Consider the following 12,662-nt stretch of genomic DNA (forward strand, 5'->3'; position numbering starts at 1 on the left):
TTAAGGACATCTGTGTCCGATAAGTTCGGAACCTTAGCCTATTTTTCCGCCATGCACAGCGCCCTACCCTAGGCCCCTCACTTCTGAGCCAACCCATCGGGGCCCTTCAATGAACAACTCCGTCAATGCCTGCGAACTGTCGCAAGCGCCTGCCGAACCCTGCGAGCGACTGCCTGTCGGCGGCCTGCTGGCCCTGGCGACTGCCGGGTTCATCACCCTGATGACCGAGACTTTACCCGCCGGCCTGCTGCCGCAGATGAGCCTCGACCTCGGCGTGTCGCCGGCACTGATCGGCCAACTGGTGACCTTCTACGCCCTGGGCTCGCTGCTGGCTGCCATTCCACTGATCCTCCTCACTCAGGGCTGGCGGCGCCGGCCTCTCCTGTTGATCGCCATTGGCGGCTTCGCCGTGGTCAACAGCGTGACCGCGCTCTCCACCGAATACAGCCTGATCCTGGTGGCCCGTTTTTTTGCCGGGGTCTTCGCCGGGCTGCTCTGGGCCCTGCTGGCCGGTTATGCCAGCCGCATGGTGGCGCCGCACTTGCAGGGCCGGGCGATTACCCTGGCCATGCTCGGCGCGCCACTGGCCCTGTCGATCGGCATGCCTGCCGGGACCTGGCTAGGCAGCCTGCTGGGCTGGCGCATGAGCTTCACGGTGATGACCCTGCTGACCCTGGGCCTGATCGGCTGGGTGCTGCTACAGGTGCCTGACTTCCCCGGGCTGCGGGCGCAGAAGCGCCTGTCGCTGGGCCGGGTCCTGGCCCTGCCGGGGATCAGGTCGGTGTTGCTCGTGACCTTCGCCTATGTGCTGGGGCACAACATTCTCTACACCTACATCGCGCCCTTTCTGGAGCCGGCCGGGCTTGGCGGGGAGATCGAGCGGGTACTGCTGGTATTCGGCCTCGCCGCGCTCTTGAGCATCTGGCTGGTGGGCCTGCTGATCGACCGCTGGCTGCGTGAGTTGGTGCTGGCCAGCTGCCTGCTGTTTATCGCCTCGACCCTGCTGCTGGGGCTGCTCGGCGACAGGCCAGTGGCGATCTATGGGGCGGTCGCTATCTGGGGGCTGTCCTTCGGCGGCATGGCCACCTTGCTGCAGACCGCCCTGGCCAAGGCTGCCGGCGAGCACGCCGACACCGCGCAGTCGATGCTGGTGACCCTGTGGAACCTGGCGATCGCCGGCGGCGGTCTGGGCGGCGCCCTGCTGCTGCAAGGACCAGGGGTGGCGACCTTTCCCTGGGTGATTGCCGCCCTGTTGCTGGTGACTCTGCTGGTGGCGCTGAACGCCCGGCGCCAAGGCTTTCCGGCACGAGGCTGAAACCCGGCCCAGGCGGCCACGGGCCCTACCCCGCCGGGTCTCTAGCCCTCTGCCGAAGAACCTGCGGGCAAGGCCCCGTCTACCTTTGAGGGCACACTGGAGTGGGCCTTGCGGCTGCGTACCAGCGGCCAGAACAGCTCTTCCTTCCAGTTGACTGGCGCCAAGTGCTCGATGCCGTAGGTAGCGGGCCGGCGCCGGGTGATCTTGGCTGTACCAAACAGCACATCCCAGAGGAACAGCAGATTGCCGAAGTTGCCCTTGTAATGGGTCACGCCATCCTCCGCGCTCAGGCCGTGGTGCGCCGAATGGGTGGAAGGGGTAGAAAAGACCCGCTCCAGCAACCACATCAGCGGCCGCAGAAAACCGATGCGGTACAGCCTGTCATCCCAGGCCACGCTGCTGTGGGCGGCGAAGATCACCGTCATCTTGAGGATCAGATAGCCATAGTAGACCGGCGCCAACCCCAGGTAGATCAGCACCCCGGAAAACCAGATGCCGGGCATCAGCAGGTAATAGAAGCTGTTGTTGCGGTAGACGATGCGAATGCTCATGTAAGGCGCTGAATGGTGAGCGCGGTGCAACGCATACAACGCCGGAACCCGATGGGTCAGACGGTGCCACCAGTACTGGGTCATGTCATCGAAGACCAGAAACAGCAGCAGGCCCAGCACCCAGGGTATATCCGCCAGTGCGCCCTTGGCCTGGGGCAATCCCAAGTCCATCAGCGCGCCGCTGGTCCACATCACCAGGGGAAAGGTCACACCGAGCAACAGGCTTGAGCCCACGGCCTCGATCAACACATCGCGGCGCTGGCCGCGAGGTTGGCGAAAGGCCGAGCAGGCGATTTCCAGGAGGATGAAAAACACAAAGATCGCCGAAACGATCAACAGCGGGTTGTTGGTCAGCAAGTCGTGGTTCATGGCATTCTCGCTCTTATCCTTATGGGCAACGCCCGACCATTAGAGATCAGCAAGGCAGCCCTCTCTATGCGCGAAATGGACAGAATCCAGCGAGATCCGGCCAACCGCGTGGCCCCGCGCTTCCATCGCGGGCGCCTGGGTGAAGTCCTGCAACGCTTTCTCGATGACCAGAACACCACCCCCCGGCAGGACTACAACCTGCTGCACCTGGAGCAACTGTGGCGCGCCGCGGCAGCAGTGGAGCCGGCCATTGGCCTCAAGTTGTTCGAACGCTTCACGCCCCAGGACTGGCACGTGATCGCCCACGCCAGCCTCTATTGCGCGGATGTAGCTGCGTCCATGGCGTTCTGGGTGCGCTATGCGCCCTTGGGCTCGGATACTGACCGCGTGCAGTGGGTGGCGGATGCCAGGGGGGCGGGTGTCGAGGTGCATATCGACACGTCGTTGGAACTCGGTCGCTACCTGATCGAGCACTATGGCGTCATGTCCATCAGCCAGTTGCGCCGTGGCACCGGCGTTGCTGTGCGGCCGGTCCTAGCCTGCTTCAGCCACCCGCGCCCGGCCTATCACGCGCACTACCCTCATTGGTTCGGCGAGCGGATCGAGTTCGATTGCCCGGCCAACCGTTTCTACTTCGACCCGCACAGCCTGCAACTGCCGTTGCAAACCCGTCACGCCGGCATGCTGGAACTGCTGAGCGAGGAGCTGGATCGGCGGGTGGCCCTGCACCGACGCCTGAGCGGTTGGGCTGGCAAAGTGGCTGCGGCCTGTCGCCAGGCCCTGGCAGGCGGCCAATCACCGACCCTGGAAAGCCTGTGCGCGCGCCTGCACCAAACCCCGCGCACCCTGCGCCGGCGCCTGGAGGAACAGGGGCTGAGCTTTCGCGAGTTACTGGACCAGACCCGCGCCGAAGTGGAAATGCACCTGGAATTGCAAGGCGAGTCCCGGGCGCAGATTGCCCTGCAGTTGGGTTACAACGATCAAGCCGCCTACCTGCATGCGCGCAAGCGCTGGAAAAGCACGGCCAGCTGAGGTTTATTCGAGCCGAAAAAAAGACCCCGGCCTTGCGGACGGGGTCTTTTCAACACTGCGGATCAAGCATCAGTAACGCTTGATCTCCGCCTGGTTTTCCAGCTGCTTGCGGTAGGCGGCAAAGTCTTGCTGCCCTACACGCGAGGCCAGGAAGCGACGGTACTGGGCCTTCTCTTCCTCGGTCGGCGCAGCGGCCTCATTGACGCCATTGAGCTGCAGCACCAACAGATTGCCATCAGGCAGGGTCACGCTGGTGAAGGTCGGCTTGTCCTTGGACTCAGGCTTGGTCATGCGGAACAGCGCCTGCAGGACCGTCGGATCGATACCGTCCTGGCCACGGGTCACGGCTTGCGAGACTTTCCAGTTCTGGCCATCCACCGGCTTGTTCAGCGGAGTCTTGCCGTCACGCAGGCTGGCGATCAGCTCTTCAGCCTTGGTCTTGGCCGCAGCACTGGCGTGCTCCTTGGCCAATTGCGTGCGAATGCTGCTGGCCACGCTTTCCAGTGGCAGTTGCTCAGGCTTGCGATGCTCTTTGGCACGCAGCACCACCACCGTTTCCGGATCCAGTTCGATGGCAGTGCTGTTGGCACCCTCATCGAGGACTTCGGTGCTGAACGCTGCCTGCACCACCGCACGATTGGCCGCGATGCCGTCTCCCCCTTCACGGCCGAACGGCGCGGAAGTATGGACGGTCAGCTTCAGGTCCTGTGCCGGCTGTGCCAGGTCGGACGCTTCGAACGACGAGTCTTCCAGTTGCTTGGTCGCCTCGACGAAACGCTGCTCGACCTGCTGGGTTTTCAGATCACGGGTCAGCTTGTCCTTGAGGCTGGCGAAGCTCGGGACTTCCGGTGCTTCAACGCCCAGCAGCTTGATCAGGTGGAAGCCGAAATCGGTACGTACCGGTGCCGAGACCTGGTCCTTGTTCAAGGCATACAGGGCTTTCTCGAAGGCCGGGTCGTAAACGCCAGGACCGGCATAACCCAGGTCACCACCGTTGTTGGCCGAACCCGGATCCTGGGAGAACTCCTTGGCCAGCGCCTCGAAGCTTTCGCCTTTGGCCAGACGCGCCTGGATCTCTTCGATCTTGGCCTTGGCCTGGGCCTCGTTCACCTTGCCGTTGACTTCGATCAGGATGTGCGCAGCACGACGTTGCTCGGACAGATTGGCGATCTCTTTCTGATACAACGCTTGCAGGTCTTCGTCCTTGACGCTGACCTGGTCAAAGAAAGCCGCTTTCTTCAACTCGATGTAGTCGATCACCACCTGATCCGGAGTCATGAACTCCTTGGCGTGCTTGTCGTAGTAGGCCTTGACCTCTTCATCGGTCAGCTTGATCGCTGCCGGATCGGCCTTGATGGTCAGGGAGGCGAAATCACGGGTCTGCTTTTCCAGACGAGCGAAGGCCAGCACCTGAGCGTCGGTGACAAAACCGCTGCCAGCCAGACCGGCACGAACCTGACCGATCAGCATTTCCTGCGCCAGCATCTGGCGGAACTGCAGACGGGTGTAACCCAACTGGCGGATCACCTGGTCGAAACGTTCGGGGCTGAACTTGCCGTCAACCTGGAATTCCGGCGTCTGCAGGATCACCTGGTCCAGTGCGCCCTCGGAGAACGCGAACTTGGAATCCTCGGCGCCTTGCAGCAGCAGCTTGCGGTCGATCAGCCCTTTGAGAGCGGCTTCGCGCAGCATCTTCTCATCCAGCAGGGAGGCATCGAAGTCTTTGCCCAACTGTTGCATCAGCTGACGGCGCTGCATGTCGACGGCTTGGCTCAACTCGTTCTGAGTGATTTCCTCGCCGTTGACCTTGGCCGCGTCCTGGTTATGGGTAGTGGCCTTGAAAATGGCATCGAAACCGGTCAACGCCAGCAGCGCGACGATGACCCCGATGATGGTTTTGGCAATCCAGCCTTGTGAATTGTCCCTGATATTCTGCAGCATGCGTCCCCCAGAAACGGCTGTACTTCAATTCAAGCAGCCGTGGAGCGTGGGTAGAGTCCGGATAGAAGAAAGGCGCATCCGAGGATGCGCCTTCTCGTAACTGGCGGAGCGGACGAGAGCTGAACCTGCGACCCTCGGTATAAGCCGGTGATACACCGGCCTACTGGCGCCCCGCTGCCAGATCAGGCATGACCCCGACCCGGATGGGCAAAGACCCTGAAGAAACTTAGTTAACGGCTTCTTTCAGTGCTTTACCGGCTTTGAAACCTGGCTTTTTAGCAGCAGCGATTTCCAGAGTCTTACCGGTCTGTGGGTTGCGACCGATACGAGCTGGACGATCAGTTACGGAGAAAGTACCGAAACCAACCAGCACAACAGAGTCACCGGCCTTCAGAGCGCCAGTAACGGATTCGATTACTGCGTCCAGCGCACGGCCAGCAGCAGCTTTCGGGAGATCAGCAGATGCAGCGATAGCATCAATCAGTTCCGACTTGTTCACTCTAAGTCCCCTTATATATCTATGAGTATGATTCTAAGTTTTTTGGTGAAAGCAAAAACGAGTGCTGAATGGCCTACAGACACTTAAGAGCCGCTTTATAACAAGGGCTCTAAAAAGCTGTCAAGGAAGCCCCCCAGGCTAATGCGTATTAATGCGTGCTAATTCTTTCCTTAGAGTCAGACTCGCGTTTTTCGTCCTTTGCAACTATCTCGGGAGCCACATCCGGCAAGGGCTCCGGCGCGTATTGCAGCGCAATTTGCAGGACTTCGTCAATCCATTTAACGGGTTTAATCTGCAGATCCTGCTTGATATTGTCAGGAATTTCTTTCAAATCGCGAACATTCTCTTCCGGAATGATCACCGTCTTGATGCCACCTCGGTGAGCGGCGAGCAATTTCTCTTTCAACCCGCCAATGGCCAGCACCTGGCCCCGCAGAGTGATCTCGCCAGTCATCGCCACATCAGCCCGCACCGGAATGCCGGTCAAGGCCGAAACCAGCGCCGTGCACATGCCTACGCCTGCGCTAGGGCCATCCTTGGGGGTCGCCCCTTCAGGCATGTGGATATGGGTATCGCGCTTCTCATGGAAGTCCAGGGGAATGCCCAGGCTCTTCGCCCGGCTGCGCACCACGGTCAAGGCGGCAGTGATCGACTCGACCATCACATCACCCAGCGAACCGGTCTTGATCAACTGGCCCTTGCCAGGGACCACAGCCGCTTCGATGGTCAGCAACTCGCCACCGACCTGGGTCCAGGCCAGGCCTGTAACCTGACCGATCTGGTCCTGCTGCTCGGCCAGGCCGTAGCGGAATTTACGCACGCCGAGGAAGTGCTCCAGCAAGTCGGGGGTGACCTTGACCGAGAAGCGTTTTTCCATCGCGTGCTCTTTCACCGCCTTGCGGCAAACCTTGGCAATCTGGCGCTCCAGGCCCCGCACACCGGCTTCCCGGGTGTAATAGCGGATGATGTCGCGGATCGCGTCCGGGTCGAATTCCAGCTCGCCTTTCTTCAGGCCGTTGGCCTGGATCTGCTTGGGCGACAGGTACTTGACCGCGATGTTGATCTTCTCGTCCTCGGTGTAGCCGGGCAGACGAATCACCTCCATCCGGTCCAGCAAGGCCGGCGGAATGTTCATCGAGTTGGAGGTGCAGAGGAACATCACATCGGACAGGTCGTAATCGACCTCCAGGTAGTGATCGTTGAAATTGTGGTTCTGCTCTGGGTCGAGAACCTCAAGCAATGCCGAGGCCGGATCACCACGCATATCGCTGCCCATCTTGTCGATTTCATCGAGCAGGAACAGCGGGTTGCGCACGCCAACCTTTGTCATTTTTTGAATCAATCTTCCCGGCATCGAACCGATGTAGGTCCGACGATGGCCGCGGATTTCCGCCTCATCACGCACGCCACCGAGGGCCATGCGGACAAATTTACGGTTGGTCGCGTTGGCGATCGACTCGGCCAGGGATGTTTTACCCACCCCGGGAGGACCGACCAGGCACAACACCGGGCCGCGAATCTTCTTCACCCGCTTCTGCACGGCGAGGTATTCAAGAATCCGCTCTTTAACTTCTTCCAGACCGTAGTGGTCGGCATCAAGGATGTCTTCGGCACGCGCGAGATCAAGGCGTACCTTGCTCTGGGCCTTCCACGGCACCTGGACCAGCCAGTCGATGTAGGAACGCACCACGGTGGCCTCGGCCGACATTGGCGACATCTGCTTGAGCTTGTTCAGCTCGGCCTGGGCCTTGGTCATTGCATCTTTTGGCAAGCCGGCGGCATCGATACGCTTTTTCAGCTCTTCGATTTCGTTGTGACCTTCGTCACCGTCACCCAATTCTTTTTGAATGGCCTTCATCTGCTCATTCAAGTAGTACTCGCGCTGGCTGCGTTCCATTTGCTTCTTAACGCGGCCACGAATGCGCTTTTCCACTTGCAGCAGATCGATCTCGGCGTCCAGCAATGCCAGGACATGCTCGACCCGAGCAGTCAGATCGATGATCTCGAGGATTTCCTGCTTCTGCTCGATTTTCAGCGCCATGTGCGCGGCCATGGTGTCGACCAGGCGGCTTGGCTCATCGATGCTGTTGAGGGAGGACAACACCTCGGCGGGGACTTTCTTACCCAGTTGCACATACTGCTCGAACTGGGACAACAGACTGCGAACGAACACTTCCGACTCGCGATCAGGAGCATCCACTTCGTCAATCAGGGAAACTTCGGCACGGCAGTGCCCATCAACTTCACTGAAACGCTCTACAGCACCACGCTGCTCGCCTTCAACCAGCACCTTGACGGTGCCATCAGGCAGTTTGAGCAACTGCAGGACAGTGGCAATGGTACCTACGCGATACAGTGCATCTTCACCGGGATCGTCATCAGCAGGGTTTCTCTGTGCCAGCAAGAGAATCTGCTTGTCGCCCGTCATCGCTGCCTCGAGGGCTTCGATCGATTTCTCGCGCCCCACGAACAGCGGGATAACCATGTGCGGATAAACCACAACATCACGCAATGGCAGGAGAGGCAATTCGATGGTTGTCTTCATGATTTCGCCTCTACGGCGGCCGTACGGCCGTAAACAGATGGAAGTAAGCTTGAAACCAAGATGGGGGCTGCCTGCAAAAAAAACAAGCTCAAAGACAGCACTTTAAAGCGCTAAAAACAAAGGGGCCCGAAGGCCCCTTCTTTCAATCCAACAGCGTGACGCTTAGGCGTCTGGCGCTGCCTTGGCCGTCGGCTCACTGTTCTCATAGATGTACAGTGGCTGAGACTTGCCTTCAATGACGCTTTCGTCGATCACTACTTTACTCACCTCGGACTGCGAGGGGATTTCATACATAGTGTCGAGCAGAACGCCCTCGAGAATCGAACGCAGGCCGCGAGCGCCGGTCTTGCGTTCCAGTGCCCGCTTGGCCACCGACTTCAATGCGTCGGTCCGGAACTCCAGATCGACACCTTCCATCTCGAACAACTTGGCGTACTGCTTGGTCAAGGCGTTCTTCGGTTCAGTAAGAATCTGAATCAGAGCGGCTTCATCCAACTCATCCAGGGTTGCAAGAACCGGCAGACGACCGACGAATTCCGGGATCAGACCGAACTTGACCAGATCGTCAGGCTCGACTTCACGCAGGGACTCACCGACTTTCTTGCCCTCTTCCTTGCTGCGCACCTCGGCATTGAAACCAATGCCGCCACGGGTGGAACGGTTTTGAATAACCTTTTCCAGACCGGAGAACGCACCACCACAGATGAACAGAATGTTGCGAGTATCGACTTGCAGGAATTCCTGCTGCGGATGCTTACGACCACCTTGAGGTGGAACCGAAGCGACCGTGCCTTCAATCAACTTCAACAGGGCCTGCTGGACGCCTTCACCGGAAACATCCCGGGTAATCGAAGGGTTGTCAGACTTGCGGGAAATCTTGTCGATCTCATCGATGTAGACAATGCCCATCTGGGCTTTTTCCACGTCGTAGTCGCACTTCTGCAGCAACTTCTGAATGATGTTCTCGACATCCTCACCCACATAACCGGCTTCGGTCAGGGTGGTGGCGTCGGCGATAGTGAAGGGTACATTCAACAGACGAGCCAGGGTTTCCGCCAGCAGCGTCTTACCCGAACCTGTAGGGCCGATCAGCAAGATGTTGCTCTTGCCAAGCTCGACTTCGTCATTCTTCTTGTCACGCTGGTTGAGGCGCTTGTAGTGGTTGTACACCGCTACGGCCAGAACCTTTTTCGCGCGCTCCTGACCAATCACATACTGATCAAGGATGCCGCTGATTTCTTTGGGCGAAGGCAATTTATGCGCGCTGCTTTCGGCCTGGGCTTCCTGCACCTCCTCACGGATGATGTCATTGCACAGGTCGACGCACTCGTCGCAGATAAAGACCGAGGGGCCGGCAATCAATTTGCGTACTTCATGCTGGCTTTTGCCACAGAAGGAGCAATAAAGCAGTTTGCCGTTGTCCTCGCCGTTGCGGGTGTCAGTCATTCGATCGATCCAAATCCGATAGGCTTGCAACACAAGATGAAGGCTATTGCGGGCTTTTTCAAGTCCGCAGGCAGCCAGTTAAACCAGCCGCCTACATTTGAGTTGCTTAGGCAGGCATTTGACGCTTGTTGATCACGGAGTCGATCAGACCGTACTCCGCGGCGCGTTCGGCGCTCATGAAGTTGTCACGCTCGGTATCACGCTCAATGGTTTCAAGGCTCTGGCCAGTGTGGTGAGCCAACAGCGAGTTCAAGCGCGAACGAATGTGCAGGATTTCCTTGGCATGAATATCGATATCCGACGCCTGGCCTTGGAAACCGCCGAGCGGTTGGTGAATCATCATCCGCGAGTTAGGCAGGCAATGACGCTTGCCTGCAGCGCCACCGGCGAGCAGGAATGCGCCCATGCTGCAGGCCTGGCCGATGCAGATAGTCGAAACATCAGGCTTGATGAACTGCATGGTGTCGTAGATCGACATGCCTGCAGTCACCGAACCACCTGGCGAGTTGATGTAGAGATGGATGTCCTTGTCCGGGTTCTCCGCTTCAAGGAAGAGCAGTTGCGCGGCTACTAGGTTGGCCATGTAGTCCTCTACCGGGCCAATCAGGAAGATCACCCGCTCCTTCAAAAGGCGCGAGTAGATGTCATAGGCGCGTTCGCCACGGGCGGACTGCTCGATAACCATCGGGACCAGGCCGCCTGCGGCCTGGATGTCAGAGCTCTGCTGATAATAAGAATTGCGGGACATGTCCTGCAGTCACTCCCAAATAGTCATGTCTTGAATACGCATAAGCCAGCGCGAAGGCTGGCTTATGGTGTGTGCTTCGAACGAGAAGAAAATCAGTCGGCTTGAGGTGCTTCTACCGGCTTGACCGCTTCTTCGTAAGAGACCGATTTGTCGGTCACGCTAGCTTTCTGCAGAACAGTATCCACAACTTGCTCTTCCAGCACAACAGAACGGACTTCGCTCAATTGCTGCTCGTTCTTGTAGTACCAGGACACGACCTGCTCAGGCTCCTGATAAGCCGAGGCCATTTCCTGGATCAGCTCGCGAACACGCGCTTCGTCTGGCTTGAGGTCGAATTGCTTGACCACTTCAGCAACGATCAGACCCAGCACTACACGGCGCTTGGCTTGCTCTTCGAACAGCTCGGCCGGCAATTGATCTGGCTTGATATTGCCACCAAACTGCTGAACAGCTTGAACGCGCAGGCGGTTGACTTCGTTTTCCAGCAGCGCCTTAGGCACTTCGATCGGGTTGGAGGCCAGCAGACCGTCCATTACCTGATTCTTGACTTTGGACTTGATGGCCTGGCGCAGTTCGCGCTCCATGTTCTTGCGAACTTCGGCACGGAAACCTTCCAGACCGGCTTCCTTGATACCGAACTGAGCGAAGAACTCTTCGGTCAGCTCTGGCAGCTTAGGCTCGGAAACGCTGTTGACAGTAACGGTGAACTCGGCAGCCTTGTTGGCCAGATCCAGGTTCTGGTAGTTCTCTGGGAAAGTCAGGTTCAGAACACGCTCTTCACCTGCTTTAGCACCTACCAGGCCTTCTTCGAAGCCAGGGATCATGCGACCGGAGCCCAGCACCAACTGAGTACCCTTGGCCGAACCACCGGCAAAGACTTCACCGTCAACCTTGCCCACGAAATCGATGTTCAGTTGATCATCATTCTGCGCAGCGCGATCAGTCACTTCGAAGCGAACGTTCTGCTTGCGCAGGATTTCCAGCATGTTGTCCAGATCGGCATCAGCCACTTCGGCGCTCAGGCGCTCGACAGCGATGTTTTCGAAGCCGGCAACGGTGAACTCTGGGAAAACTTCGAAAGTTGCGACGTATTCCAGATCCTTGCCCTTCTCCAGCACTTTAGGCTCGACCGAAGGAGCGCCAGCCGGGTTCAGCTTCTGCTCGACCACAGCTTCATAGAAGGAAGCCTGGATCACATCACCCACTGCTTCTTGACGTGCATCAGCCTCATAACGCTGACGGATCACGCTCATTGGAACCTTGCCCGGACGGAAGCCGGCAATCTTGGCCTTTTGGGCAGTCTGCTGCAGACGCTTGTTGACCTGGCTCTCGATGCGCTCAGCCGGCACGGTGATGCTCATGCGGCGCTCAAGAGCAGAAGTATTTTCAACAGAAACTTGCATGGATATTCCTCGTTGCACAGACGTTAGCCGGCCGTTTTCCGACCCCAGAATCAAGGGCATGCATTCTAGTGGGTCAAACTCAAGAAGTCACCCTACTGGAAACGAGTAAAAAACAGCCGGCCATGTGAAGGCGGGGACAAAGGATTGAGCCTCGCCATGAGAGCAAATACTACGAATCAAACCAGGGCCTCTACACCAACCCTTCTATATATAGAAGGAGCAGGACAGCACCCCCTGACAACCACCAGTCAATGACTACATCCCGACACCCGGCGACCAAAGGACAAATAATTTGCCACTCGGCCAACCCGCTAGATGCTGTCACACCGAAAGCATCGGGCCCGGAAACGAAAACGGCGCAGCCCTTTTCAGGTGCTGCGCCGTATTCTGCTATTAACTAGCTACTTTATTGGTGCGGACGAAGAGACTCGAACTCTTACACCTTGCGGCGCTGGAACCTAAATCCAGTGTGTCTACCAATTCCACCACGTCCGCTTGACAAGCTTTTAAAGCAAAAGCGCCAGACTATTAATCTGGCGCCTTCTTCGAATATGGGGTGGACGATGGGGATCGAACCCACGACAACAGGAGTCACAATCCTGTGCTCTACCAACTGAGCTACGCCCACCATATTGCGTTGTTGCGTTACTTGTGCCAAAGCTGCCTAATGGCGCACCCGGCAGGACTCGAACCTGCGACCATCCGCTTAGAAGGCGGATGCTCTATCCAGCTGAGCTACGGGCGCCTTATTAATCTGTATTCTTTAACGATTACAAACTAAGTGCTTTCAGTCGTTACGAGTTAACCATCAAC

Annotated in this window: 9 protein-coding genes and 3 tRNA genes; 2 read left to right on the plus strand and 10 right to left on the minus strand. The window is 58.2% G+C overall.

The window, feature by feature from the left end:
* The first annotated feature begins 109 nt into the window (after nt 1–109).
* Entirely contained in the window at nt 110–1,315 is a 1,206-nt protein-coding gene (locus tag ACZ5BO_RS23405) for an MFS transporter (protein ID WP_464696626.1), read from the plus strand.
* 41 nt (nt 1,316–1,356) lie between these two features.
* Here the strand turns inward: ACZ5BO_RS23405 and ACZ5BO_RS23410 are convergent, their stop codons facing one another.
* Complete coding sequence (locus ACZ5BO_RS23410; protein WP_464696627.1) at nt 1,357–2,235, minus strand: sterol desaturase family protein; 879 nt, start codon at nt 2,233–2,235, stop codon at nt 1,357–1,359.
* A 66-nt stretch (nt 2,236–2,301) separates the two neighbouring features.
* Between ACZ5BO_RS23410 and ACZ5BO_RS23415 the strand changes: the two genes are divergently transcribed.
* Entirely contained in the window at nt 2,302–3,267 is a 966-nt protein-coding gene (locus ACZ5BO_RS23415) for an AraC family transcriptional regulator (protein WP_464696628.1), read from the plus strand.
* Between the two features lie 69 nt (nt 3,268–3,336).
* Here ACZ5BO_RS23415 and ACZ5BO_RS23420 read toward each other — a convergent pair whose 3' ends face one another.
* From ACZ5BO_RS23420 to ACZ5BO_RS23460, 9 genes are all read right to left on the minus strand, one after another.
* Nucleotides 3,337–5,208: a SurA N-terminal domain-containing protein gene (locus ACZ5BO_RS23420; protein WP_025126508.1), complete on the minus strand. Its 1,872-nt coding sequence runs from the start codon at nt 5,206–5,208 to the stop codon at nt 3,337–3,339.
* A 226-nt stretch (nt 5,209–5,434) separates the two neighbouring features.
* Nucleotides 5,435–5,707: an HU family DNA-binding protein gene (locus ACZ5BO_RS23425; RefSeq protein ID WP_011062271.1), complete on the minus strand. Its 273-nt coding sequence runs from the start codon at nt 5,705–5,707 to the stop codon at nt 5,435–5,437.
* 148 nt (nt 5,708–5,855) lie between these two features.
* A complete protein-coding gene (gene lon / locus ACZ5BO_RS23430) occupies nt 5,856–8,252 on the minus strand; it encodes an endopeptidase La (protein WP_464696629.1) in 2,397 nt (798 codons plus the stop codon).
* 162 nt (nt 8,253–8,414) lie between these two features.
* Nucleotides 8,415–9,698 carry an ATP-dependent Clp protease ATP-binding subunit ClpX gene (clpX, locus tag ACZ5BO_RS23435; protein ID WP_025126506.1) on the minus strand — a complete coding sequence of 428 codons (1,284 nt, stop codon included), beginning with the start codon at nt 9,696–9,698 and terminating at the stop codon, nt 8,415–8,417.
* A gap of 106 nt (nt 9,699–9,804) precedes the next feature.
* The gene (gene clpP / locus ACZ5BO_RS23440; protein WP_016965272.1) at nt 9,805–10,446 is read right to left on the minus strand and encodes an ATP-dependent Clp endopeptidase proteolytic subunit ClpP; all 642 of its coding nucleotides are present in this window, start codon (nt 10,444–10,446) and stop codon (nt 9,805–9,807) included.
* A gap of 92 nt (nt 10,447–10,538) precedes the next feature.
* Nucleotides 10,539–11,849 (minus strand): trigger factor, encoded by a 1,311-nt coding sequence (gene tig / locus ACZ5BO_RS23445; protein WP_025126505.1) that lies wholly within the window; start codon nt 11,847–11,849, stop codon nt 10,539–10,541.
* Nucleotides 11,850–12,259: 410 nt separating this feature from the next.
* Nucleotides 12,260–12,344, minus strand: a tRNA-Leu gene (locus ACZ5BO_RS23450).
* Nucleotides 12,345–12,401: 57 nt separating this feature from the next.
* A tRNA-His gene (locus ACZ5BO_RS23455) sits at nt 12,402–12,477 on the minus strand.
* Nucleotides 12,478–12,517: 40 nt separating this feature from the next.
* A tRNA-Arg gene (locus ACZ5BO_RS23460) sits at nt 12,518–12,594 on the minus strand.
* Nucleotides 12,595–12,662 lie beyond the last annotated feature (68 nt).

The organism is Pseudomonas sp. FFPRI_1, from assembly GCF_055384485.1.

Bases quoted from the DNA above. Each gene is read 5' to 3' on its own strand.
- ACZ5BO_RS23405 (WP_464696626.1), top strand. From the start codon at position 110: ATGAACAACTCCGTCAATGCCTGCGAACTGTCGCAAGCGCCTGCCGAA.
- clpP (WP_016965272.1), bottom strand. From the start codon at position 10,446: ATGTCCCGCAATTCTTATTATCAGCAGAGCTCTGACATCCAGGCCGCA.
- tig (WP_025126505.1), bottom strand. From the start codon at position 11,849: ATGCAAGTTTCTGTTGAAAATACTTCTGCTCTTGAGCGCCGCATGAGC.
- lon (WP_464696629.1), bottom strand. From the start codon at position 8,252: ATGAAGACAACCATCGAATTGCCTCTCCTGCCATTGCGTGATGTTGTG.
- ACZ5BO_RS23410 (WP_464696627.1), bottom strand. From the start codon at position 2,235: ATGAACCACGACTTGCTGACCAACAACCCGCTGTTGATCGTTTCGGCG.
- ACZ5BO_RS23420 (WP_025126508.1), bottom strand. From the start codon at position 5,208: ATGCTGCAGAATATCAGGGACAATTCACAAGGCTGGATTGCCAAAACC.
- ACZ5BO_RS23415 (WP_464696628.1), top strand. From the start codon at position 2,302: ATGCGCGAAATGGACAGAATCCAGCGAGATCCGGCCAACCGCGTGGCC.
- clpX (WP_025126506.1), bottom strand. From the start codon at position 9,698: ATGACTGACACCCGCAACGGCGAGGACAACGGCAAACTGCTTTATTGC.